Origin of the sequence: Streptomyces sp. NPDC058662 (assembly GCF_042716255.1) — a bacterium.
In the GTDB taxonomy this organism is placed as follows: Bacteria; Actinomycetota; Actinomycetes; order Streptomycetales; family Streptomycetaceae; genus Streptomyces.
The window spans coordinates 54,748-78,389 of sequence record NZ_JBHXRU010000016.1 but is presented as its reverse complement, the minus strand read 5'-3'; the positions used below and the strand labels follow the sequence as shown (position 1 = coordinate 78,389).

Below are 23,642 nucleotides of genomic sequence, written 5' to 3'. Positions count from 1 at the left end.
GGACTCCGAGCCTGCCGGCCGCCGCCTGCTCGTCGTAGAACTCCCGCTGCTTGCCCATCACGAACTCCTCTCCGGGACCCCGTTTGGAGCCACGTCCGAAAGATTGCGAAAGATCCCATTTGCTGTCAATAGCTATGCTTTGAGGGGCAGTTGGGGGCGCACCGCCAGATCCCCGCCCGCGTACGCGAGGGGTGAATTCACTCCTGCGGGTGAAGCCGGAGCCGCCGGGCAGGCCGGTGTACGACGCGCCGGCCGTCGCGGGCTGGGGGGCCGTCCCGGCCGCCCGCGGGCTGCTGGCGCGTGCTGGACGCGCCCCGCCCCGGGCCCTGCCCGTGGCGGACCGAGACGCGTCCTTCCACGGGCAGGGGCCTGGGCTGCGTCGGGTGGAGCGTCAGGGCTGGGGCGTCGCCTCGCCGGTCTCCGGCCAGTTGTCCCAGGGCCACAGTCCGCCGATCGCGTAGCGGCCCTGGGCGTCCGGGGTGACGCGCTCGGCGCCGGGCTCGTCCCGATAGGTGGCGTCCCAGGTGAACGTGAGCGTGCCGTCGTACTCGAACGCTGCCGTGAGGCCGCAGTTGTCCCGGTGCAGGTCTTCGACGATGCGCTGCGCGGTCTCGCCGGTGAACAGGTAGGTGCCGTACGGGGATCGCGACGCTGTGGTGGGCTGTCCGGGGTAGGGCCCGTACTGCGTCCCGTCGACCGTCAAGAGCTCACGGGGCGCGGCTGCGGCGGGCATCTGGTGGGTTGGGCTCGGTGTGGCGTCATCCGGGTCTCCGGCGCGCAGGCCGGCCGGATCGGGCACGACCGTCACGCTGTGGGCCGGCACCGCGTAGCGGGTGCGGCCGGTTCCTCCGGTCTCGCGCGGACGGGAGGTTCGAAGGACGTCGACGGTGATCCGTCCGGTGGGGCTGAAGCTCTGGACGACGCCTTCCACCATCTCGGTCGAGTGGGCGCTGCGGCCCCACTTCCGGGGGAAGAGGACGTGGGCGCGGTACGTGATCGGGGTGCCTCTCCAGTCGAGCATCCAGGCCATGGGGTACCTCCTGTGGGTGTGTATTCGGGCCCGGCGGGGTGCCACTCCCCGCCGGGGGTGCGGGAGGCGGGGCCGTGCTGGCCCCGCCCCCGCGTGCCGCTGGTCGTTCAGGCGAGGCGGACGTGCATCACCAGGTGCTTGTAGTCCTGGCTGGCCATGTCGGGCCCCTCGGTGAAGAGTCCGGGCTTGCCGATCTGCCCGTCCTTCATCTCGCCCAGGTGCAGCGTGATGGTGTCGGTGGTGAACGTGCCGAGCGCGTCCAGGAGGAAGGCCGGGTTGAAGGCGGCGATGCCTCCGCGCAGGCCTGCACCGGTGCCGTGGGTGATGGTCGTCGGGATGGGCATGCCCTTGGTGCGGGCCGCGTCTTCCGGCGTGTCCAGGCGGGGGGCGAGCGTGAGGTTGCCGTCGGCGTCCCAGGCGAACATCACGGGGACGTTCCTGAGGCCCTTGGCGGTCAGAATGGCCTGGCACTTCTTCACTGCCCGTTCGGTCGTGGCGCGGTCGAGCTGGACCGACGTCTCGCACGTCTTGGGGAAGAGCGACTGGTACTTGGGGAAGCCGCCCTCCAGGGAGCGCATGGTGACGGTGACGGCGCCCAGCGACAGCGTGGCGCGCGGGGTAGGCCAGTTGGCCACGGGCTCCCCCTCGGCGTGGTCGTCTTCGAGGATGCCGATACCCACCGCTCCCTCATGGGTCTTCAGCCGCTTGGCCAGGGCGGAGAGGGTCGCGGCCGGGATGAGCGCGTTCAGGGGCTCCTTCGACGGCTGCACGGCGACGGTGACGGGGACTTCCGCGACGGCGAAGCGGTAGCGGTCCGTGGCCGCCATGGTGAGCGTCTCGCCGTCCAGCGTGATCTGGATGCCGGTGAGCACGGGCAGCGTGTCGTCGCGGGCCGCCGCGGGCAGTACGCGGTTGAGCTGGCGGAGGAAGGTCTGCGCGTCCATGGTGGCCATGGCGGGCACGGCCTCCAGCGGCTGCGTGTACTCGTGGATGTCGTGCGTGGTGACGGGCACTGTGAGGTGCTCGGTGGCCAGCAGGTCTCCGGCGAGCGACACGCGGGTCCGGGCGGCGACAGCCTTGGTCTCCCCGGCGACCATGGCCGCGAGCGTCTTCTTCAGCTCGGGGAAGTCGACGAGCGAGGAGCCCTTCGCGAGCGGCGTCGCGGCCGGGACCGTGACCGAAACGGCGGTCTCGAAGTCGTAGGCGCTGAAGGTGATCCGGTTCCGGCCGGTCTCGATCAGCACACCGCGCTGCGCGGGCGGCTGCGCCTTCGGGGCAATTCCGAATTCAGCGAAATTCAGGGCTTCGATGATTTCCGCGTGGCTTCCGGCGAAGTGGGCGGTCGGCTTTACGGGCTGCTTTTCCTCCTTCTTCGCGGTGTCGGAGGTAGCGACCTGCGTGTTGGACGTGGTCATAGCTCTCCCTGGGGAGTGAGATACGGCTTCGGTTTGCTGGCCGACTGCCACCGCCGACCAACAAGACAACTATACCACGCATGAATCACAATCGGGGCTGGTCAGGCCCTTTTTTCGCCCCAACCTGCCCGCCATACGGCTGCGTGAGCGACCGCGGTCTGCAGGGCACTCCCGTCCTCGCCCGCGCCCACAACTCCGCTGCCTCGTTGGGCAGGACATGACGACCAGCACGGAGCAGATCGCCGGCGAAACGGCCGCCTTGGACCTAATGCTCGGCTACCTCGCTGCGGATCTAAACGCCGTCGCGTACGCCCTCGCTGCCGGAACCAGGTGTGCGACCACAGCCGACTACATGCGCCAGCAGGCATCGGGGCTGCTGCACGACGCCGTCCTCGCCGATCCCGGATTCTCTCCGTACCGCCGCGCGGTGATGGGACCGGCAGGGCTCGCGTGGCTGGACGGCATCCCCATGGAGGAGGCCGTCCAGGATGCGGTGCTGGCTCTCGCCGGCGACGGCGCAGCGCCCCGTCTCGCTTTGGATAACGCGCAGTTGACCACGGTGTTCGCGCTGTCGGCCGTGGCCCGCTGCGTGGCCGTGTACGGGGAGGCGGCAACCATCGAGCGCCTGGACCGCATCCGGGCGTCAGTCGTCCGGCCTTGACCGCGCGGACGGTCTACGGGTTCCCCAGGGTGCGACGTAGCCGCGGGCGGCCGCCGGCCTGGCCGAAGGCACTTCGACCAGGCCGGGGACAAGCTACCCGTGCGGTCCTAAGCGAGAAGAAACATCAGCAGTGCAATCGAGAGCGTCAAGGTTGAAGCGAAACCCACTGCGCCCACGATGATGCAGTCAGCCAGCTCACCCCCGCCGCTGGCTCGGAGCAACGCTGCAACTACGGCAGCGATCAAGGAGAAAAGAACCGCAAGACAGGCAGAAAAGATCTTGCGTTCCGGAGTCGTCACGGACCAGCCCTTCCAGGGGGGCGGTCTGCGCGCATGGATGTGACACCAGGGCCAGACCGCCGGGACAACAGCGATCAATGACTGCCTCCACGGCAGTACAACCTGATGCCCCTGCAAGGTGAGCTGTCGGGTTCGCGCTATTCGCACGGACGCCGAACCTCGTCGGCGATCTTCACCCCAGGACTAACAGATGTCAGCCCGCAAAACCTTGGTTCCCATGCTCCTGCCTCATTACCGCGCTCCCTCGCGGGGTCCGACGACACGGTGCAGCAGACAGGATTCGGGGGTCTCTGCACCGCCAACCACGATACTGGAAACGCCGCATCGCTGAGACTGTCATCCACCCGCAAGACGCGGGGGATACGTCTTCGGCCAGCCCTGCGCCCGTCCCGTGCAGGGAACTGACCAGGTACGCAGGACAAGATGAGTAGACGTACTGAGCCGAGAGCCTTTCCGAAACCTGGCGGGACGTGAGGCGAGGCGACCGTCGGGAAGTTGCACCGTTCAGCTCAGACCGCGGCCGTGTTCCCGGCGCCGTGGCGGGCGAGGGGGCAGCCTGGGCAGCGGAGTCCGCCCGGGAGCCCTTCGCACGTCGACCGGGCGGACCGCCCTACCTCCCTCACACCACGCGACAGAAGACAGATCTCCGAGATCCAGGCTGTCATCGAGAGCGGGCATTCTTCCGGGCACCGACGCCGAAGGTCCCCCGGCTGACTGACCGAACGCAACACTGCGATGCAGCCGTGGGGCCACCGTGACGATCCGAAAGAGACGACCTAGGGCTGCTGGGGCCCAGCGTCCCCACCGCGTGGCCGACGCAGTCTCACCGGGCAGGTGAATCCGGCACAAGCGGAGGTACAAGTGGCAAGGGTCGGCCCATGCGAGCACACCGGTTCTCGAAGTCGGCCGGCAACCAGCCACGGTGCAGCAGTCGGGGATGAGCTGTGAAACCTGCTCGCGCGGCCAACACGAAGAGCAGAGAGGCCCACGGAGTGTGAAGCCGCAGAGTGCAATGGCCCCCGTGGTCGGTGCGGAGGCGATCTGGAAGTCCTCAGGCCCGACCAGATCGATGCTGTCCGTCACGCCAGTCCAGCTCAGGGAAACAGGGCCGCGCGGATGGCCAAAGTAGGCGCCCCGATCAGTAACCGTGAGGTCCCCACTCCCGTCCAGGACCCAGCGAGGCTGCGCAGCGGCTGCCGCTGCACGGCGGCGTGAGGCATTTCCGACAGCAGACCCCAGCATGCTGCCGATGACAAATGACGGACGGCCGACAGCAACCACGTTCGAGTGCTGGTAGCTGCCGTTTCCCAGGGCGCGCCAAGTCAGCCGCTGAGCCGGACCCACCGCCAGGACTCGCTCATTCGGAGCAAGCCGCGCATAAGTAGTGAGACGTGGGCGCCTCTGTAACCTGCCACTCACCAAATCCGCGAGGATGTCGCACGTATGCCACAGGTGTTCATCCAGGTAGGTCCAGGATGGCTCGCCGGGGGATAAAGCCCTCGGATGATCCACGCACTCCCCCTCGCCCACACTCCGACGCCACCGTCTCTCTGGCCAGACAATATCCGCCCGAGGTGCCCCGGCGGAGGTCCGCGACGATGTCGCTGTCAGGCCACCGTGACGCGCAGAACGTACGGCTCGCCCGAACTGATGGCCTCCGCCTGCTCGCCCAGGTCCGCACCGTGAAGCCGAGCAGCGCCTCTCCGGCGGCGCGGCGCAGCAGCGGAAGGATCTCGGCCACGGGCCGGCCGCGACGTGCTTCGGCGAGTTCGGCGAACGCCCGCTGGTAGGGGGCGCCGTACGTGCTCGCGCTGTCGGCCAGCAGCCGGTCAAGGTGCTGCCGCTCGATGCTGATCTCACCCATGGCCCGCTCCTTCGTCCTCAGGGGCTCCGTCCGGTCCGGACCCTCGCCATCGACGCTAAGAGGCGGGTCTGACATCGACCCCCGCCCCGGCACCGGGCACGTTCCGGCTGATGAGGTCCTGGAGAAGCTCGCGGGTGGGCGGCGGCATCAGGCCCTCAGCGGCGAGAAGGTGCCACTGGCAGCCGGGAACGAGGCGGTCGAGCCGCCTGTACTCCCCTAGCTGGTAGACCAGCACCAAGGTGTCGAGGGCGTGCTGGGCGGGTGGAGGCGGCCTTCAGAGGTGTTCTGGCAGCCAGGGTTCGAGGTCCGAGGTGGCGCGGATCAGCTGGGTCAGGGCTTCGTCGGATTTGGTGGTGACTCCGGCGAGGCGTGCTGCGGCAGCTGTCCGGTAGCCGCCGGCGTACCAGACGGCGAGCTGCCCTCGGGTGAGCTGGACCTCGCCTGGGGCGCGGGTCTCAGTGATCTGACCCGTGCCGTCCTTCACTTCCAGTAGGTACGACTCCGAGTTGCCTCCGTTCTCGCTTTCGATCTCCACGGGGACGGCGGTGGCCAGGTCGCTGGGCCAGCCGCGCAGCCGGACGGCTTCGGGGATGTCGAGGATGCGGAGCATCCACGGGTGCCATGCCTCTGCTGTCAGCCGGTAGCGGTGCAAGTTGTGCAGCAGCGCGGGGTACGGGGGAAGGGCGGAGCGCCGGAAGTGGACGGCGGCGGCGCGGGTGTGGTGGCCGCCGAGGAACGCCATCATCTCGTTGACGGTCTCCGCGTCTGCTGCCCAGAAGTCGTGCACGGTCAGGTCCGTGCCGTGCCGCGGGTGGCGCTTCATGGAGAGGGACAGGACGCCCGTCGTCGCTTGCTCGGACCCGAAGCGGTAGGTGGTGAGCTGCTGCTTGTCGTCCATCCAGGCGGACCACCATTGCGGGCGGTGCACGGGCCCGTTCCACTGCCGGGCCAGGCGGCGTTGCAGCTCCTCTCCTTCCTTTGCCCGGCCGTGCTCGATGTCGAGCCCCGGGCTGGTGAAGCCGCGCTTGAGGTCTTCGGTGGCGATGGACCAGGCGAATACGGGGACTGGTGCTTGCCAGCCGAGGCGGCGCAGGTGTCCGTTCGAGGTTGTCCAGACGGTGGAGATCACCGCGCCCTGGTCGCGCAGGGGGCGGAGGCGTTCGGCGAGGAGGCGGCCGGCGAGGTGGTCTCCGCGTTCTTCGGGGGCGACGCACCCGGCGCTGATGATCGCGGAGGGGACGGGGGCCCCGCCGAAGAACTGATCGGTGAGGAGGCCCAGGCCGCCGGCTACGACGCGGCCGTCGCGGACGGCAACGCGGATGTCCGCGTGGGGGCGCAGGCGGGTGATGTCGCCTACGGGGTGGCCGTAGCTACGGGTGGCGAGGTCGTTGTACTCCTGCCACAGCTCGTCGTCGGCCTCCATGATCCGGAGCGGATCGGACATGCGGTGTCTCCCGTTAGTAGTTGGTGTGGTCGCGGACGGCGTCGGCGTTGACCGGTACGAAGAAGCTGCGGGTGAAGGTGATGACGGTCTTGCCGTCGTGGTTGTGGCCGGTCGTGCGGCAGTTGACGATCCCGGTGTCCGGTCGGCTGTCGGACAGGCGGCGGCCGGTGATCTGCGTCTGCGCGTAGAGGGTGTCGCCCACGAAGACGGGGTGGGTGAAGCGGACTTCCTCGAAGCCGAGGTTGGCGGTGGTGAGGCCGCTGGTGCTGCGTACGGTCATGCCGCCCACGATGTGGAGGGTGATGCTGCTGCACACCAGGGGCCGGCCCCACTCGGTGAGGCTGCTGTAGTGGGCGTCGGTGTGGATGGGGGCGTCGTTGCCGCCGAGCATGGTCATCAGGACGTTGTCGGCCTCGGTGATGGTGCGGCCGGGCCGGTGCTCGATGACCAGGCCCTCCCGCAGGTCGTGGTAGCCGAGTCCGACGATCTCCCGGTAGCGGCCTTCGCCGACCTGCCGGTACCCCAGGGGCATTTCGCTGTTCACGCGGTCACCTCGGCTGTGCGGGCGTCCGCGCGGACGAGCAGGGAGCGGGCTGCCTGGACCATGGGCGGGCCGACCATCTGGTGGCCGACGCGGATGATGCGGCCGCCGGCGTTTTCGGCCGCGGCCACGATGGCGCGGGCGGCGGCGATCTCCTCGTCCGTCGGCCTGAACACCTTCGTCAGGACGTCGAGGTGGCGTGGGTGTACGCAGCTCTTTCCCGCGAAGCCGAGGGCCTTGACGCGTTCGGCTTCATCCCGGAGGCCGTCGAGGTCGTCGAGGTCGAAGAACGGTGAGTCGATGGCGGGGATTCCTGCGGCGGCGGCGCTGGCGACGAGTGTCGAGCGGGCGTGGAGCATCGGCTCCCAGCCCCGGGCGCAGCCTACGGCCGTCGCGTAGTCGGCCGTCCCGAACAGGACGCCCGCGATGCGCTCGGCGCGCACGATGGATGGCAGCTCCTCCAGAGCGCGCGGTGTCTCGATCAGCGCGTACAGGTGTGGGGTGTGGTCGGGGGTGTCGAGGGCGCCGGCGACGATCTCGATGTCGCGGGGCGATTCCACCTTGGGGATCAGGACGATCTGCGGGCCCACCGGGTAGTCGGCGAGGGCGGCCAGGTCGTGGATGCCGTCGCGGGTGCTGGGTGAGCTGATGCGTACGCCCAGGACTGTGCCGGACGGCACCGGGGTGGTGAAGAAGGCGCGGGCCGCGAGGCGGGCGTGGGGCTTGGCGGCTGGAGGGACGGAGTCCTCCAGGTCGACCAGGGCGACGTCCGCGCCGCTGGCGCGCGCCGTCGGGAATCGGGTGGGGGCGTGGCCGGGGGTGATGATCCACACTCCGGCGGGCGCGGGCGAGTTCGTCATCGGTAGGCCTCCTCGGCCTTGAGGCTGCGGGCTGCGTCGGGGATGACGTCCTCCTGGCCGGCGATGATCTGACGCCGTCCGAGCTCGTGGAACAGGTCCCAGGGGTGGACACCTTCGCGGGCGGCGGCATCCAGGACCGGCTTCTTGAATCCGGAGAAGACTCCAGCGAGGCCGCTGGCGAGGCTGGTGGAGTCGATCGTCGGCGGGGCGGGCATGAGGGTGCGCTCGGCGAGATCGGCGGCGTCGGCGAGGCGCCGCACGTCGATCCCGGTGGGGTGACCGAGGCGTTCGAGGACGGGGACGAGGACTTCCAGCTGGGTGTTGCCCGCGCCCGCGCCGAATCCCCGGGCGCACGCGTCGATCACGCGGGCGCCTGCCTCGACGGCGGCCACGGAGTTCGCAACCGCCATGCCGAGGTTGTTGTGTCCGTGGAAGATCACGGGAACGTCCACGGCGGTGGTGATGGCGGTGATGCGGGCGGTGACATCGTCGGGCAGGTAGTGGCCGGCGCTGTCCATGATGCCGACGGCCTGCGCGCCGTAGCCGACCATCAGGGCGCACTGCTCGGCAAGCTGGCCGGGGGTGGCCATGTGGCTCATCATCAACACGCCCTGGGCTTCGGCCCCGAGTTCACGGATCACGCCGAGGTGGCGTTCGGTAGCGGTGGCCTCGGTGCAGTGGACCGCCATGCGGGCGATGTCCGCGCCGCGTCGTACGGCGTTGCCGAGATCGGCGGAGGTGCCCCAGGCCGGTGCCATGAGCACGGCCATCCTGCTGTCGGTGAGGGCTTCGCGGGCGGTGGAGAGCATCTCGTCGTCGCTGAGCCGGCCGTGGCCCACCTGGTACGAGGACGCGCCCAGTCCGTTGCCGTGGCCGATCTCGACCACGGGAACGCGGGCCGCGTCGGCTGCGGCGGCGTAGGCGCGGATCTGTTCGCGGTCGAGCTGGTGGCGCACAGCGTGCTGCCCGTCGCGCAGTGTCGGGTCGTGGATGACGAGCGGGGCCTGAGGGCGGGGATTCATCGGGCGGTCTCCTTCAGGGCGGGAATCCTGGCGAGGGCGTGCTGCTCCGCCGCGTGGATGGCGGCCGCGCTGATGACTTCGAGGTTGCCCGCGTGTGACGGCATGCCGCCGCGGGTGGCGGTGACCTCCACGACCACACGAGCCGTGTCGCCGGTGACGGCACACGAGATGAGGCGGTATCCGGGGACGAAGGCCCGCATGGTGGTGGCGGCGGACTCCACGAGCTCGCGGACGGGGCCCGGGTCCATGCCGGGGGCGACGATCGTCATCGCGACGCGGAAGGGCGGCGGAGGTGAGGCCGGGCTGATGTTCAGCATGGTTTTGGCGGTGGCGGCCTGGGTGAACTGCTGGATCGCGGACCCGGTCGCCTCGATGTACTCGTCGAGGTTGAGGCGGCTGGCTCTGCCTACGCTGCGGCTGGCGGCGGTGGCGACCATCTCCACGTGGTGCGGCTGGTAGTGCTGGGCGATGGCGTGCAGGATGGGGATCGATGCCTGTCCGCCGCAGGTGATGAGGCCGATGTGCCGGTGGGCGGTGGCCTGGGCGCCGTTCACGGCAGGCACGATCAGGGTGCCGCCGCTGGTGGGCGTGAGGTCGATGAGGGTCGTGCCGGTGTTTGCGAGCTGTGCCCAGTGGGCGGGGTGGGCGAAGGCGTTGGTGACGTCGAAGACGATGTCGAAGGCCTCGCCCGCGTCGGCCAGGGCGGCGATGCCCCCAGCCGCGGTGGCGCAGCCCATGCGGGTGGCCTGGGCGATCCCGTTGCTCTGCGGGGTGCGGCCGATGACGAGCCCACAGCGTAGGTGCGGGGAGTTCTGTACGCGCTCGACGAGGTCGAGGGCGAGGAGACCGGTACCGAGGACGGCCGTGTTCAGCACGGTGTACTCCGTTCGCTGGTGGTGGCGGGTCAGAGAACGTGGAGGTGGACTGCGGGCAGGTGGGTGGATGTGGCTCGGATGTTCGTGTCGGAGGTGAGCGGGAAGCTGGCGTGGACCGACCCGGCCAGGACGATGTCTCCGGCTCGCAGGGTGGTGCCCAGGACGGGCAGGCGGTGCGTCAGCCAGACCAGCGCCTTCAGGGGGTCGCCGAGGATGTCGCGCCCTTCTCCGGTCGCCGCCGTGTGCCCGTTGACGCTGGTCACGATCTGCTCGGCGCCGAGATCGGCGGCCGGGTCGAAGGGCACGGGGCTGCCGAGGATCACGCGGGCGCACGCCGCGTTGTCGGCGATGGAGTCGACCAGCGTGATGTCCCAGCCGGTGTAGGAGATGTCGAGGACCTCGAACGCGAGGAACACCTCGGCGACCGCGCCTCGGACCGCGCCCAAGTCAACGGGACCTGCCAGGTCGTGGCCGAGCCTGAAGGCGATTTCGGTCTCGATCCTGGGGTTCATGAAGTCTGCAGCCCGCAGCCGGCACCCGCTCGGCTCGACCATGTCGCCCAGGATGAATCCGGAGTCGGGTTCGTGGATGCCCATCTGCTGCTGCATGGCGGGGGAGGTCAGACCGATTTTGTGACCGGCGACCCGGGCGCCCCCCGAGACCCGTCGCTCCACGTTGATCTGCTGGATGCGGTAGGAGTCTTCGAGGGTCAGGCCCGGGAAGCGCCCCGCCAGGGCCGGCACGGGAATGCGGGAGCAGGCCGCTTCGGCCAGCTCGCCGGCCAGCGCGACGAGGAGCTGCTCTTTCCCACCGGGGGTGGTGCTGTGCACGGTGGGGTCTTGGGAGGTGCCTGCGGGCCTGGCCATCTGCTACCTCCTGCTGTCGGTCTGCTGAGGGGTGTCCGCCGCGGCGTGCCGCGCGGCGAGCATGGGCAGGAAGTCCACGCTGCGCCCGTCGAGGTGCTCGACGTCGAGTGCGGAGCGTACGAACGCGATCCGGTCCAGCTCCGGGGTGCGGCCCTGGGCGGTCTCGACGGAGACGAGCTCCGCGTACTGGTGGTCGAGTGTGGCGGCCGAGCAGGCAGGCGCACGGAAGTGGATGCCGATGTTGCCCTTATCGCCGCGGGTGACAGCCCAAAGGCTCAAGTCGTCAGGCGGGACATCGCGTCCGACCTCCTCCAGGAGCTCCCGCGAAGCGTGTCGGCGCAGCGCGCCCAGGTCGAGCAAGGCCCCGTCGGAGGGCGGCTCGATCGTGCCGCCGGGCAGTTGCCAGCGTCCCGGAGCGGCGGTGGACGACGCCATGCGTCCCACCAGCAGCCGGCCGTTGTCCGTGGGCTGGGCGACGGACACGAACACCGAGGGCGCCGACACGGCATGGACCGGGTCCAGGCGCAGAACGTACAGGCGGTACGTGGCCCGGTACCAGGTCAGGACCAGCGTGTGCGGGTCCTTCCAGTCCAGTCCCGCGCACACCACGACCGGCCCGTCGAACATCGACGGGTTGGACGCGGTCATCTCCTCCCACATGCGGTCCATAGCCGCGCTCTGCTCCTGCGTCAGCCGGGGTGGAGCCGTCTCCACCAGGTGCAGCCGGTGGACGTCGAGGAGTTCTACTGCGGCGGGGTGCGGTTGGTTGGTCACGAAGCCTCCTGGGTGTGCCCTGTGCGCAGGGCCTGGTTGGGCGCGGTGGTGCCGGTGTGGTCCGGCAGAGAGAGGCCCGGACCGTAGCGCTGTGGGGTGCGCGATTCGGGCCCGTGCTCCGGCGTCGGTGTCTATGCCGGGAGCCGGTGATCTGCGTCCGGGCGCAGGTCGGGCACGCCCACGCTGGTAACCACGACCTCAAGCCGGTTCGCCCGCTCGGGTGGACGCTGCATCAGGTGGAAGTTGCCGTGGATGTCGTGGACGTCGCGGACGTGGCGCCATCCGCAGCTTCGGGCGAGGCGCCAGGCCAGGGCCTGCTCTTGGACGGTGCAGCGGACCCACGGCTGCTTGTGCTGGCGGGCGGCGTAGTCGCTGAGCCACAGAGCAGTCAGCCGCCCCAGGAGCGTTTGGCCGGGCAGGGAGTAGGCGTGGGCGACGAGGAGTGTGGGCTCCTCGCGCTCCTCGATGGTCCATCCCTGCTGGGGCGCAGCGTGCTGGAGCACGAAGGCGGCAACGAGCTCCTCGTCTTCCCACATCCCGATGGCCGTCCCGCCGTCGTCCGGGGCGCTGCTCGGGGTACCGGCGGCCGCGTCGTGCAGGCCGGTACCCGCGCCGGCTCCGGTGACGACATCGCGCAGGCCGAGTCCCTCGCCGCGGGGACGGTGGTGGTTGGCGATCTGGAAGTCCATCCGGGCGGCGATCAGCTTGTCGACCGCCGCCGTGTCGGCGGTCGCGAGCGGCTTCATCACGTACATGCGGTGTCCCTGGTAGTGAGGTGGTAGCAGGGGGCCGGGAGGGGCCGCCGGCGGAGGGAAGTTGGAGCACTCGCGCGGTCGCCTACGGTGATTGCCAGCGGGCGGGCGCGGGCGATCAGGGGGAGGGAGCCGGGACACGGGCGAAGCCGGGGAGTCCGAGGCTGGCAAGCGCCATGCGGCGCAGGTGTATCCGGATGCCCATGTAGTCGCCCGGCACTTCCACGTCGAGGAGGCCGCGGACCGTCGCGACGAGGTCGGCGATTGCTCGCCTGGACTCGTACTCCGGGACGGCGGCGAGGAGCTGCATGAGGTGGCCGCGCATCCGCAGGGTGAGGTCCTGTGTCTCCTCCTCGTCCGGCACGTAGTCCGGGCCGAGAACGCGTTCGAGGTCGTCGAAGACGGAGTGCAGGACCGGTGTCCGGATCGGCTGTAGCGCCTCAAGGACGCGTAAGACGGCTGTCTTGCTGGTGTCGCAGGCGAGTTCCCAGGTCATCGTGAACCCTCCGGCTGATGGACGTCTCGGCGGACGGTGCACCAGACACATGCGCCGCCCTCGGTGACTCCCCAGGCGTCGGCCAGGGCGTCCACGATGAGCAGGCCACGGCCGTTCTCGTCGAGGGGGCCGACCGGTTGGAGTCGTGGGGCCTCACGGCTGCCGTCGCGGACCTCCAGGCAGACGTACTGGTCGGTCAGGTAGAGGCGGACGCGCACCACCTCGCCATCCCCGTGCGTGAAGGCGTTGGTGACCAGCTCGGACAGTAGAAGCGCGGTGTCGTCCACGAGTTCTCGCAGCCCCCACACGCCCAAGTAGGCCGTGCTGATGCGTCGAACCTGCTTCGGGCGCTGGTTGTCGCAGTCCTGCAGCCCGGTCCGCTTGAAGTTGACCTCCGCGCCGCCCAGGAGGGGTAGCGGATTCGGCACCCCGGTGAGGCGCAGCAAGTCGGCATTGGGAAGTGGTGCGGCAATCGACATGGCGCAGTCCTCCGTGCTGACGGGGAGCGGGGCGGGCGCAGCAACTGGGGCAGGGAGCATGAAGCCCAGTTGACCCAGAGTCACGAATGATCATGAACTGACGCTCAGTCATTCCGGCCTGCGTAGAGCATGCTCCTACTTGCAGTGAATCCGCAATATTGTGGAGAGAATCCGCAGAGAAGTGGAACCAGCTGTCTCTCGGCAGGGCCGCAATGTTGTGCCACACTGCGCCCATGACGAGCCCTCAGACTGCACCGCCGGTTATGAGGCGCAGACTTGGGTCCTTGCTGCGCCGGTACCGGAAGCGAAGTGCAATGACTCTCGTGCAGGCCGCCGCTGCACTTGGATGGGAAAGCACGCGCCTGTCCCGGGTCGAGACGGGGCAGTACCAGATCAAGGCCAGTGAGGTCGCAACCCTGCTGGAGGCATACGGCGTTACCGACCACGCTGAGATCAGCGGCATCACCGGTGTCGCCGAGTCACACCAGCGCAAGTGGTGGGCGGCCTACTCGGATGTACTGCCCAAGCCGTACGCGGACAGCATCGCCCTCGAAGAGGCCGCGGTCTCGATCAAGACGTACTTTCCCCAGCTGATCACAGCTCTTCTGCAGACACCCGCCTACGCGCACAGCGCGATCTTCAGCTCGCCCAGTCCCGCCGTCCGCAAGAACGCCGATTCACTCGTACAGGTCCGCCAGGCACGGAAAATGGTGCTGACGCGCTCCGAGAATCCGGCACGCCTGGACACCGTTATCGACGAGTCTGCGCTCTTCGCGCCGTCGGGCGCGACACCAGACGTGATGCGGGACCAGCTCCTTGGCCTCCTGGACCTGTCCGAGAGGGACAACGTCACGATCCGCGTCATGCCGCTGGGGGCACCGGCTCACCCCGGCCTCACCAGCAACATGACCGTCATGGACTTCCGGAACCCTTGGCCGCCCGTGGTGCTGATCGACCACCTGCGAGGCGGTGTCTTTCTGGAGGACCCGGAAGATGTTGATGCGTTCGCCATGGCCTTCGATGCCGTGGTCGACGCTGCCTTGGATGTCGATGCCTCGCGCGAAATGGTCAAGAGCTACATGAAAGGGAAGACCCCGTGACTGAACAGGCCAGCCTCAGCGCCGGCGACCTGGGCGACGTGGAGTGGCGCAAGTCGTCGTACTCCGGGGGCGGAGAGTCCCAGTGCATCGAGGTCGCCGACCTCTCAACCACCGGCTACAACAAGATCGCCGTCCGAGACTCCAAGCGTCCGGCCGGCCTCGTCCTGATGCTGTCGGCCAGCGCGTACACCACATTTATCAACATCGCTGCCGCTGGCGAGGTGTGAGCGGGGACCACCTCATCCTCCCCGGTCATGACGGGGAGGTGGGCAATCCCCGCTGTCATTAGATTGTCAGCGATGGCACTGACAATCCACAGAGCCACGGCCCCCACCTGCACAACTGAGGTGGGGGCCGTGGTTGTGTCTCCGGCGAGGTCGCCGAATTCAGGCCCCGCGGCTTCAGCGCCGTCCGCGACTCGATCATGCCCACGGGCCCGGCCCTCGCCTTCACCGCGACCGCCTTCCTCCCGCACGCAGCGCACGGACACACTCGGGCGGCCTGACCGGATCCAAAGGAGAGGCCCGGATTCCCGCAGCCCAAAGCGGGAATCCGGGCCTTGCCTGTGTGGCCGCACCCGTCGGCCTGCTCTCAGCGCAGGATGACCGGCTTCGGCAGCAGCGTGCTCAGCAGCTGGGCTGTCTCCGCTTCCATGTCCACTCCCCCGCCGAGGCCTTCGTTGATGCGGGCCAGCCGCGCGGCGGCTTCACGGAGAGCCTCCACGTCTCCGGCACCGTGGTGGGCGAGGAAGACCTGCCGGTGCAGGAGTTCGTTCTCCTCGGCGGCGAGGAGGCCCTGGTGCGCGGCCCAGAGCGCGCCGGCGTAGTCGGCGGCCTCCCGGCGGCGGGTGGACAGCTCGTAGGCGACATCGGCGATGGCCGACACCATCTCCTGCACCGCCGGCTCGGCCCAGGCGTAGCGCTGGGGGTCAATCGCGGCGAAGGGGCGGCCGCGGACGAGCGCGAGGGCTCGGCGCAGTGCGAGGTCGCCGTCTTCGTCGTGGCGGGCGAGGCCGGTGCGGGCGAAGTTCTGGAAGGTCTTCCAGTCGCAGGTGACGGCCTGGGCGAGGCGGTAGCGGCTGTCACCGGTGTGCTGGACCCGGGGGAAGTACGCCTCGCCGTCGGCGTTCTTGCCGAGCCAGGAGCGGGTGCGGCTGATGACGCTGTTGCGCATCTCCTTGTTGACCAGGCGGCCCGGCCAGAGGGCGTCGTCGATGGCGTGGTGGTCGGCGCCGGGGTTGAGTGCGAGATAGGAGACGAGCTCGACAGCCGCGTTCAGACGGTTGGAGTCGATCCGACCTGCGGCTCCCTTGACGAGCACTCGCCCGAGGAGGAGAACCGTCGGCGCGCTGCCATACGTTGCCTTGGTGCCGTCGGCATCGTCCACGCCGCGAGTCGGGGCGGGCACTGGGAGCCGGGCAGGGGCCGGGTTCTCGGCCTCCGGGGCCTCAGCCGGGGAACCTTCCTGCTTGGTCAGAACGGGGGCGGCTTCAGGCGCTGGTTCAAGCGCAGCAGCTGCCGCTGCCGGGGCCGGGGCCGGAACGGGAACGGCGGGCGGGTCGAAGAGGTCAGCGAGGGGCGGGCCGCTGGTGCCGTGCTCGGTCTGGCCGTCGGAAACCGCGGCCGTGGGGGCTGCGGGCTGTACGGGCCCCTCGTCCGTCTCGTCAGTGGAGGTGTCGGCCTCGGCCTGGTGTGCGGTCTTCAGTTCCTCTCGCTCGATGTCGGCGTACTCGTCCGGCAGGCCGTCCTCGTCGGCACCGGCTTCCGGCTGCTGGGCTTCGCCGTCGCTGCTCTCATCGGCGTCGTCCGACGGGTCTTCCTCGTGCGCGTCCTCCCGGCCTTGCTCAGCCTGGTCTTCCTCCGCTTCCGCCTGCTCATCGGTGTCGAGGAGGCCGTCAAGCCACTCGTCGCGCGCGGGAACGTCGGTTTCGGCCGCGGAGAGGGTGAGCAGCTCGATCGCGTCGGCGAAGTGCTGGTCGGTCAGGCCTTGGAGCTTGATGGGCAGGCCGGAGCCGGGCAGGACGATGGTCTCGTCCGGTCCCGCGCAGTGCAGGGTCCAGCCCTCCTCCGGGGCCAGGTCGGCGGTCTCGCTGGCCGTGACCACCGCGCCGGCGACCCGCGGCTGGGCCGTGATCAGGTCGAACAGCGCCTCGGTCTGGTCCCCTTCGGGGAGTTCCGCGGCGAGAAGGATGTGGGGCGTCCAGGAGCCGCCGGCATCTTCCTGGAGGCGAGCTGCGCGCAGGGTGGGTGCGCCGAGCGCGGCCAGGGCGCGCCGTTGGTCGACGGTGTGGCTGGTCAGTTCGGCGATCGCGTCGGTGAGGGTGTCGGTGCGGGCGACGCGTTCAGGTGCTGCGTCGTCGAGGCCGGCTGCCGTGTCGGCCAGGGCGGTGATCTCCAGGTGGCCGGGCAGAGGGGTGCTGGCGAGTTCGACCGCGATGGCCTGCAGGACGTGGCGGGCGTGGTCGGTGTCGCCGTCGAGGTGGAGGACGCCGACGTGCTCCAGGTCGACGAGGACGAGGCGGCCGGCGCCGTCCCAGCCCAGGGAGACCAGGGCCGGGTAGGGCGCGTCGGCGCCCTGGAGGGCTACGGGGTCGGCGAGGTCGGGACTGGAGGCCGGGCACGTCCACAGGTCGGCGCGGCCGGCGGCGCCCGAGAAGGGCTTCATCGGGGGGACATCGCCGTCGAGGTGGAGCTCGACCTTCTGCTCGTGCAGGACGACGGCGGTGACCACCGGCAGGTCGCGCTCCGCCGCGGCGAGGTTGAGGGCCAACGTGCGCAGGGCGGCGTCGAGGAGATCGAAGCCGGTGGGGTGCTGGGCTGCGCGCAGGCCCTGTTCGGTGGCGGCTGCGCTGCCGGTGGGCATGGGGATGCGACGGCCGGGCCTGCGGCGGCGCTGCTGGAGGATGCGGCGGGTGGCGAGGGTCCCGATGAGGGCGGCAGCCAGGGCACCAGCTCCCATCCAGACCGCAGCGGGCGCCAGAGCCTCGTCAGTGTCCTGCAGCTGCTGGGCGGTATCCGCTTTCTGACCGTCCTGCGCGGGCGCGGGCGTGGGAGCGGAGGCGCTGGGGGCGGAGGCGGCAGGCGCAGGGGTGGCGGGCGCAGGGGTGGCGGGCGCAGGGGTGGCGGGCTGCGAGGGCGCGGGGGCGGGTGCCACCGGCGTGGGGGTGTCCTTCGCCGTGTCCGGCGTCGGCGGTGCCTTGTCCGGGGCGGGCCGGCTGTCGGGAGCGGGAGCCGGGGCGGTTGCGGTGGGGAGGACGAGTTTCTGGCCGGGGACAATCAGGTCGGGGTTGTCGAACGTCCCGCCGCCGGGCAACGTCTTGCCTCGGTTGGCTTCGAAGATCTTCGGCCAGTCCTCCGGGTCACCGTGCTCGTCAGCGATGCCCCAGAGGTTCTCATCGGGCTTGACGACATGCTCGGCCTCGGCCGCAGCGGGCTTTGCGTCCGTCGGGGCGGCCTGCGCGGGCTGCTGCGCGGGCGCGGCCGTCTCCGGCGTGGCCGGGTGGGCGGGTGCGTCCTGCGCGGGGGCCGGGGCGGCCGGCTTGGCGATGTTGGCGTCGGCGGGCAGCCGGATCACGGTGCCCTTGGGCAGGAACTGGTCGCCGGCCGCGAGTTGCGGGACGCTCGGGTTGAGGGCGGCGATGTCCTTCCAGCGCGGGCCGCTCCCCAGGTACTGCTCCGCCAGGTCCCACGGGAGCTCGGAATCCCCGGAAACCGTGTGGGTGGGCCACGCGTCCTGTTCCGCCGCGGCCGCCGTTTGGGCCGTCGCCGCGCTGCTGGTGCCCGCGGTCTGCACGGCGGTCGCCGCGACGGCCGGGCCTGTCGTCGCGGCTGAGGCTGCGGTGGGGGCGAGCAGGACGAGGCCGCCGACGAGGAGGCCTGCGAAGGACTGCATCCCGCCGAGGCCCTTGATCCGCTTCGCCTTGCGGCCGCGGAACAGGGCGACGATCTCGACGAGGGCGGAGAGGGTGAACAGCGCCCAGCCGATCCAGCCGATGGTCGTGAGCACCGTGAAGAACAGCCGGCCGTCGTCCTGCTGGGTCAACAGATCCCATCCGCCGACGAAGTCGGTGGGCTGATACCCGACGGCCAGCAGGACTAGGGGGATGCCGGCGATGAGTGCGGCCAGGACGGCGAGGCCGAGCAGGGCGCGGAGCAGGCGTAGGGGGGTGCTCATGGGGCGGTCAGCCTCCGGCTTGGGTGTGCAGTCGGGCGTGTGCCGTGCCTGACACACTGATCGTCGACCTACCCACGAACTGGGCGAACAACGTGGTGTAGGTGTCGTGGACGGTGACTTCGAGGCGCTGGCCGCCGTCGGTGACGGTCACGGAGCCCGAGACGTTCTGGGCGGCGAGGTAGTCCTGGGCGGCAGCGACGGCGGCGTCCGGGTCCAGCGTGATCTCGGTGCCCTGGACGGCGGCGGGGACGTTGAGCTGCTGGCCGGCCGCGCGCGCGGCCTCTTGCGCAAGACCCGTGACCTTGTTCGTCGCGTTGAGGGCGCCGCCGCCGTCGACCAGAAGCCCCATGATCATGATGATGCCGATGGCGCTCAGCGCGTAGAACGGTGACAGCGACCCCCGGTCGCCGCCGTGGCGGATCCGTTCCCGCAGAGCGGTGATGCGGCGGGTGAGGGCGGTGATCACTGGCGGCCTCGGTAGGAGTCGATCGGGCTGGTCCACGATGCCCTGAGGGTTCGGGATCCGGGGAGCCCGGGCAGCCCGATCTCGCCGAGTGGAGCGGTGCAGGCAACCGTGACGCGGACGGTGGCCTCCTGGCCGATGTCGAGTCCGTACCCGGAGGTGTCGACCGAGACGCTGGAGTCGGCGCAGTGGATTCCCTCGCCGGTGAGGCTGCGGGTCGCGGCCGCCGCCCCGGCAGCCTGCGCGGCGCCGGCTTCCCGTTCGAGGGACGCGGCGCGGGCGGCCGCGCGAGCGGCGCCATCCACGGCGCCGGCCGCGTCGGTGACCCGTCCGAAGGCGATCATCAGCAGCATGAGGGCGATGATGGCCGGGGCAAGGATGACGGTCTCGACGGAGTAGCTGCCCCGGTCCTCGCGCCAGTTGTAGCACCGGGCCCGCCTCACTGGGCCTCCACCCAGCGCTCGACGGGAGCCTCGGCGCTCTGGACGACATCCAGCTCGAAGCCCGGGACGAGGGTGGCGACGGTGCCGCGGACCGTGATGCGGATCTGTTCCGGGCCGCTGCCCTCGGCGGAGACGCTCGCGCCGCGGACGCTGCCGTACTTGGCGAGGAGTTCCTGGGCCTGGGCGACGCCGTCGCCGGGGCCGGCGCCGAGCTGGCGGCCGGCCTCGACTCCCTGGGTGGCGGCGGAGCGGGCGACGGATCGGGCGTGGAAGTACATGCCGGTCTGGATCGCGGCGAAGACCAGGAACAGCACCACGACGGCGAGCACGGCCAGCTCTACGCTGCCCGAGCCACGGTCGCCCTCGTCCCGCAGACGTGCCCGTAGGCGCCGCCACCGGCTGCTGACCTGGTCTTTCACGCCGCTTCCTTCCTCCTGGTGGGTGGTTCAGCCGCTGATGAGCGGGATCTTGGCGTCGGTGAACGTCTTGATCGCGGCGACGACCGCGATGGCGATGGCGATAACGACACCGGCGATGACGGCGAGCTCGGCCGAGGTCTGTCCGGCGTCGCCGGCCTTCTTCAGGCGCTCCCAGCGGGCGGCGAGGACGGTGGTCAGGGCGCGGATGTGCATGTTTCTCTCCCTTGGGGTTCAGCCGTTGAACATGGAGACAACGGGCGGCAGGACGACGAAGACGAGCATCAGCAGGACCGCGAAAGTCACCGGCAGCACCATGCTCGTGCTGGCTTCGTTGGCTTGGGCTTTGGCGTCGGAGAGGATCGCGACGCGCAGCTGGCGGGCTTGGGCCTGGAGGGTGGTGTAGACGGCGGCGCCGTCGCCCGCGAGGGCGAGGGTGTCAGCCGGGCGCGTGAGTTCGGGGATGTCGAGCTCCTCGCCGAGCTGCTTGAGGGCGTCCCAGACGGTGACGCCGGCTAGGTCGGCCTCGTAGAAGGCCTGCCGCATCCGTTCGAAGATCCAGCCGTCGCCCACGTCCGCGGTGTCGGTCAGGGCCTGGGCGGCGCCTGAGTTGGCGATGCGGGCCAGGGCGACCCGGTCGAGGTAGGAGGCGGCGGCGTGCCGTACGACGAGCCGGGCGGCCGCGGCCTCCTTCCTGACTTCCTGGCCGGGCCAGAGCCAGAACAGGGCGCCCAGGCCGAGGCCCCCGGCGGCCGGCATCACGAAGGGCAAGCTCACCCCCAGCATCGACAGGAGCGCGCCGGCCAGCTGCGGCAGGACCAGCCCGTACAGCGCGAACAGGGCCCGCTTGCCGAGGTGCTCGGCGGGGCTGATCCGCAGGAGAGCGAGGTCACGGACGGGCAGGGTGATCCGCTCGCCGAAGCCCGCCAGAAGGCGGGTGCCGACCTTCTCCGGCAGGGACCCGGTGCTGGTGGCCATGATCCTGGGCTGGCGGGCGATGTGGTCGGCGTCGAGCCGGTCCATAACGGAGACGACATCGGGCCGGGCCGGCCACAGGGCGCGGATGGCCACCCCGGTGAGGGCTCCGGCGGCCGCCGCGGGCAGAACCGCTTCCATGGGGATCATCGGGCGGCTCCCATGGCGGCGGCCGGCTCGGCCGGGGTCAGCGGATTGAGGAGGCGGGGATCCGGCTTCGTCGCGGCGGCCCGGCGCAGCCAGGCCAGCGTCCAGGCGAAGAGCCCGCCGAGGATCGCGAGGGCGACCTGCCCAGCCGGGGACTGATACCAGGCGGACCAGGCTTCGTTGAGCATGCAGCCGACGAAGACGATGCAGATCACAATCGAGACGATCCTGCTGGATTTGCGGATCTTGGCGCGGTCGGACTCGATGTCGCGGGCGTCGGCTGCCTGCTGGTGGATCGTCACCGCGAGCGCCTCCAGCGCGGTCGACAGGCCGGGGCCCATATTCGCCGCGTGCGACTGGAAGAGCAGCGCGACGTGGTCCACGACGCCGTCGCCGAGCTCGTCCGCGAACAGGGCGAAAGCCTGCTTGGAGTCCATGCCAGAGCGCAGCCTCTCATCCAGCGCCCGCACGTTGGCGGCGATGGGGGCGGGCGCGTTGCGGGCACTGGCGCGAATGGTCTGCACGAGGCTGATGCCCGCGGTGTGGATGCCCGCCAGCCCGTTGAGCCACTGCCCGATCGCCTCCAGGCGCTCGATGCGCTGCTCGGCGGCGGTGCCGGGGTTGAGGAGGAAGGGGAAGCCCAGGACCGCGGCGCCGGCGAGGATGCCGTGGACGGGCCACCCGGTCCACGCCCACACCGCGAGGACGGTGATGCCAGCGGTGGTGGCCACGGCGCGCCAGCGGCGCTGCCAGGCCTCGGGCAGGGTCGCCTTCGCCGCGCGGATCCGGCTGGCGCGGCGGGATGCGGGCTTCGCCGCGTCCACGACACGGCCGCGCCACTCGCGTACGGCGATCAGGCCGGCGAGGACCATGACGAGGGCGCACAGCGCGGCAACGAGAGCCAGCTGCGAGGAGTTCACCACACCTCCCGGATCTCTGGTTCGGTCATCAGCTGTGCAGCCACCACACGAGCAAGCCGGCGAGGACCACGGCCCCTCCCGTGAGGGTCGCGGCGATATAGGCGATTTCGCGGGTCACATGGCTTCCTGTTCTGCAGGTTGGTCATCGCCGCTTCACCAACTTCATGGGCGGACCCCAGGCGCCCTCGGGGTTCTGGGTCAGCCAGCGGCGGTCGAAGGTGCCGGTGCGCTCCAGGACGTCTATGTACGACGGCATGTTGCGGTACACCGCGCGCGGTTCGTCGCCGTGGGGGGCGAAGAGTTCGCTGGTGGTGGGGCGGCCGCCCTCGCCGACGACGTCGTGGACCTCGTAGATGTGGGAGACGAAGCGGTGCTTGCGGCCGCCGATCGCGGTCTCGTCCAGGTAGGTGAGGTAGACGACCACGTCGATCGCGGAGGCGATCAAGTGGTTCGCGGCCTCGGTCTGCATGCCGGCCTCGGTGCACAGCTGCACGAGGCGGGAGATGATCGCGTGCGGACGGCGCACGTGCAGGGTGCACATCGAGCCGGAGCCACCCGCGGACATGGCCTGGAGCATGGGGAGGACCTCGGTGGAGCGGACCTCACCGACGATCACCCGGTTGACGTTGTAGCGCAGCGCGGTGGGGAACATGTCGCCGATGGTGACCTCGCCCGCGCCGGTGCCGCCGCGGACCTCGCCGTTGGACTGGCGGGCCTCGAACGCGAACGTGAGCGGGCCCGGCTTGTCCGGCGGCCCGGGCTCGTCGAGGTAGAGCTCGCGGTCGGACTCCAGGGTCGCGATCCGCTCGCCGGGCGGGATCTCCCGGCCGAGGGCGCGCAGCAGCGAGGTCTTGCCGGCGCCCATGTCGCCGACCACCAGGATGTTCAATTTCGCCTGGACGCAGGCCAGGAGGAAGGCCCGCAGCAGCGGGTTGATCGAGCCCCACTGGACGAGCTCGTCGATGCCGTGCTGGCGGATGCGGTGCTTTCGAATCACCACCGACGGGCGGGTGGTGAGCAGGCTCGCGGTGACGCGGGACCCGTCGGGCATGCGGAAGCCGACATTCGGCGTGGCCTGGGTCAAGGCACGCTCGCCGTGGCCCGACAGGCCAGCCATCCGGTTGACCCAGGTGATCAGCTCGGCGTGTGAGTCGGCAACCCGGTCGATGCTGCGGCGGGGACGGTCGTAGTACTCGATGTGCGCGCGGAGCCCGTCGACCATGACGTCCTCGACGCCTTCCTCGTCGAGCAGGCCCTGGAGGCGGCCACCGCGGAACATCGCGTCGAACACCGCCGCCCCGATGGCGTGTTCCTCGGCCGCCGAGAGTGCGGAGTTGCCGTGCGAGTACTTCGTGGACCACCTGGCGACGGCCTTGGTCACCATGGACCGGGCCTGGGCCCGACGGTCGTCCTCCTCCAGCAGGCGGCTGGGGTCGTGCGCGGACAGCTCTGCGGACACCTCGGCCTGGAGCGCCTCGATCACCTCCCAGGCGACCGGCAGCTGGCCAGGCAGCCCGGCCAACTTCGGGACCGCGCCCGGACTGGCCGCCGCCGGGCGGGTGGGAGCCGGCAGGGCGGGGGCCGGGACTGGTGCCGTCGCGGGCTGGGGGATGCGCGTCGTGCCGAT

Annotated in this window: 24 protein-coding genes and 1 pseudogene; 4 read left to right on the top strand and 21 right to left on the bottom strand. The window is 70.3% G+C overall.

The features are described 5' to 3' along the window. Positions 1-391: 391 nt before the first annotated feature. Together ACFWUQ_RS09200 and ACFWUQ_RS09195 are read right to left on the bottom strand one after the other, a co-directional pair. Positions 392-1,030: a hypothetical protein gene (locus ACFWUQ_RS09200; RefSeq protein ID WP_384535023.1), complete on the bottom strand. Its 639-nt coding sequence runs from the start codon at positions 1,028-1,030 to the stop codon at positions 392-394. 107 nt (positions 1,031-1,137) lie between these two features. Then, positions 1,138-2,445: a hypothetical protein gene (locus ACFWUQ_RS09195; protein WP_384535021.1), complete on the bottom strand. Its 1,308-nt coding sequence runs from the start codon at positions 2,443-2,445 to the stop codon at positions 1,138-1,140. 217 nt (positions 2,446-2,662) lie between these two features. Here ACFWUQ_RS09195 and ACFWUQ_RS09190 point away from each other — a divergent pair, with 217 nt between their 5' ends. Beyond that, positions 2,663-3,106, top strand: coding sequence for a hypothetical protein (locus ACFWUQ_RS09190; RefSeq protein WP_384535018.1), 444 nt, complete (start codon positions 2,663-2,665; stop codon positions 3,104-3,106). Positions 3,107-4,861: 1,755 nt separating this feature from the next. On the opposite strand, the gene ACFWUQ_RS09185 is transcribed toward ACFWUQ_RS09190, so the two are convergent. The 11 genes from ACFWUQ_RS09185 to ACFWUQ_RS09135 form a co-directional block, all read right to left on the bottom strand. Continuing rightward, complete coding sequence (locus tag ACFWUQ_RS09185) at positions 4,862-5,269, bottom strand: hypothetical protein (RefSeq protein ID WP_384535016.1); 408 nt, start codon at positions 5,267-5,269, stop codon at positions 4,862-4,864. A gap of 274 nt (positions 5,270-5,543) precedes the next feature. Then, entirely contained in the window at positions 5,544-6,713 is a 1,170-nt protein-coding gene (gene eis / locus ACFWUQ_RS09180; protein WP_384535013.1) for an enhanced intracellular survival protein Eis, read from the bottom strand. A gap of 13 nt (positions 6,714-6,726) precedes the next feature. After that, positions 6,727-7,245, bottom strand: a complete 519-nt coding sequence (locus tag ACFWUQ_RS09175) for a MaoC family dehydratase (RefSeq protein WP_384535046.1) — start codon at positions 7,243-7,245, stop codon at positions 6,727-6,729. 8 nt (positions 7,246-7,253) lie between these two features. Next, positions 7,254-8,114: an HpcH/HpaI aldolase/citrate lyase family protein gene (locus ACFWUQ_RS09170; RefSeq protein WP_384535011.1), complete on the bottom strand. Its 861-nt coding sequence runs from the start codon at positions 8,112-8,114 to the stop codon at positions 7,254-7,256. Continuing rightward, on the bottom strand, positions 8,111-9,136 hold the full coding sequence (gene dmpG, locus ACFWUQ_RS09165) for a 4-hydroxy-2-oxovalerate aldolase (RefSeq protein WP_384535008.1): 1,026 nt from the start codon (positions 9,134-9,136) through the stop codon (positions 8,111-8,113). The genes ACFWUQ_RS09170 and dmpG overlap by 4 nt, the downstream gene beginning before the upstream one ends. Then, the gene (locus ACFWUQ_RS09160; RefSeq protein WP_384535005.1) at positions 9,133-10,011 is read right to left on the bottom strand and encodes an acetylating acetaldehyde dehydrogenase; all 879 of its coding nucleotides are present in this window, start codon (positions 10,009-10,011) and stop codon (positions 9,133-9,135) included. The genes dmpG and ACFWUQ_RS09160 overlap by 4 nt, the downstream gene beginning before the upstream one ends. Before the next feature lie 29 nt (positions 10,012-10,040). Further along, positions 10,041-10,877: a 2-keto-4-pentenoate hydratase gene (locus tag ACFWUQ_RS09155; RefSeq protein WP_384535003.1), complete on the bottom strand. Its 837-nt coding sequence runs from the start codon at positions 10,875-10,877 to the stop codon at positions 10,041-10,043. Between the two features lie 3 nt (positions 10,878-10,880). Next, the gene (locus ACFWUQ_RS09150) at positions 10,881-11,651 is read right to left on the bottom strand and encodes an NUDIX hydrolase (RefSeq protein WP_384535000.1); all 771 of its coding nucleotides are present in this window, start codon (positions 11,649-11,651) and stop codon (positions 10,881-10,883) included. A 131-nt stretch (positions 11,652-11,782) separates the two neighbouring features. Continuing rightward, on the bottom strand, positions 11,783-12,406 hold the full coding sequence (locus ACFWUQ_RS09145) for a hypothetical protein (RefSeq protein WP_384534998.1): 624 nt from the start codon (positions 12,404-12,406) through the stop codon (positions 11,783-11,785). Positions 12,407-12,521: 115 nt separating this feature from the next. Next, entirely contained in the window at positions 12,522-12,899 is a 378-nt protein-coding gene (locus tag ACFWUQ_RS09140; RefSeq protein WP_384534995.1) for a DUF6415 family natural product biosynthesis protein, read from the bottom strand. Beyond that, entirely contained in the window at positions 12,896-13,378 is a 483-nt protein-coding gene (locus tag ACFWUQ_RS09135) for an ATP-binding protein (RefSeq protein WP_384534992.1), read from the bottom strand. Before ACFWUQ_RS09135 ends, ACFWUQ_RS09140 begins: the two co-directional genes overlap by 4 nt. A 212-nt stretch (positions 13,379-13,590) precedes the next feature. On the opposite strand from ACFWUQ_RS09135, the gene ACFWUQ_RS09130 reads away from it, so the two are divergent. The 3 genes and pseudogenes from ACFWUQ_RS09130 to ACFWUQ_RS09120 all read left to right on the top strand — a co-directional run. Then, on the top strand, positions 13,591-14,478 hold the full coding sequence (locus ACFWUQ_RS09130; RefSeq protein WP_384535044.1) for a helix-turn-helix transcriptional regulator: 888 nt from the start codon (positions 13,591-13,593) through the stop codon (positions 14,476-14,478). Continuing rightward, entirely contained in the window at positions 14,475-14,705 is a 231-nt protein-coding gene (locus ACFWUQ_RS09125; protein WP_384534990.1) for a DUF397 domain-containing protein, read from the top strand. The genes ACFWUQ_RS09130 and ACFWUQ_RS09125 overlap by 4 nt, the downstream gene beginning before the upstream one ends. A 137-nt stretch (positions 14,706-14,842) precedes the next feature. After that, positions 14,843-14,983: pseudogene (locus tag ACFWUQ_RS09120) on the top strand (DUF397 domain-containing protein); the annotation flags it as partial. An 86-nt stretch (positions 14,984-15,069) separates the two neighbouring features. Here ACFWUQ_RS09120 and ACFWUQ_RS09115 read toward each other — a convergent pair. The 8 genes from ACFWUQ_RS09115 to ACFWUQ_RS09080 form a co-directional block, all read right to left on the bottom strand. Beyond that, complete coding sequence (locus tag ACFWUQ_RS09115; RefSeq protein ID WP_384534987.1) at positions 15,070-18,651, bottom strand: LysM peptidoglycan-binding domain-containing protein; 3,582 nt, start codon at positions 18,649-18,651, stop codon at positions 15,070-15,072. Positions 18,652-18,658: 7 nt separating this feature from the next. Continuing rightward, on the bottom strand, positions 18,659-19,117 hold the full coding sequence (locus tag ACFWUQ_RS09110) for a pilus assembly protein TadG-related protein (protein WP_384534985.1): 459 nt from the start codon (positions 19,115-19,117) through the stop codon (positions 18,659-18,661). Then, a complete protein-coding gene (locus ACFWUQ_RS09105; RefSeq protein WP_384534982.1) occupies positions 19,114-19,557 on the bottom strand; it encodes a TadE/TadG family type IV pilus assembly protein in 444 nt (147 codons plus the stop codon). Before ACFWUQ_RS09105 ends, ACFWUQ_RS09110 begins: the two co-directional genes overlap by 4 nt. Continuing rightward, entirely contained in the window at positions 19,554-19,976 is a 423-nt protein-coding gene (locus ACFWUQ_RS09100) for a TadE/TadG family type IV pilus assembly protein (protein ID WP_384534980.1), read from the bottom strand. The genes ACFWUQ_RS09105 and ACFWUQ_RS09100 overlap by 4 nt, the downstream gene beginning before the upstream one ends. Before the next feature lie 27 nt (positions 19,977-20,003). Continuing rightward, positions 20,004-20,189: a hypothetical protein gene (locus tag ACFWUQ_RS09095; RefSeq protein ID WP_384534977.1), complete on the bottom strand. Its 186-nt coding sequence runs from the start codon at positions 20,187-20,189 to the stop codon at positions 20,004-20,006. Between the two features lie 18 nt (positions 20,190-20,207). After that, positions 20,208-21,098, bottom strand: coding sequence for a type II secretion system F family protein (locus tag ACFWUQ_RS09090; protein ID WP_384534974.1), 891 nt, complete (start codon positions 21,096-21,098; stop codon positions 20,208-20,210). Next, positions 21,095-22,015 (bottom strand): type II secretion system F family protein, encoded by a 921-nt coding sequence (locus ACFWUQ_RS09085; protein WP_384534972.1) that lies wholly within the window; start codon positions 22,013-22,015, stop codon positions 21,095-21,097. The genes ACFWUQ_RS09090 and ACFWUQ_RS09085 overlap by 4 nt, the downstream gene beginning before the upstream one ends. A 142-nt stretch (positions 22,016-22,157) precedes the next feature. Beyond that, the gene (locus ACFWUQ_RS09080) at positions 22,158-23,537 is read right to left on the bottom strand and encodes a CpaF family protein (protein WP_384534970.1); all 1,380 of its coding nucleotides are present in this window, start codon (positions 23,535-23,537) and stop codon (positions 22,158-22,160) included. Positions 23,538-23,642: the final 105 nt, after the last annotated feature.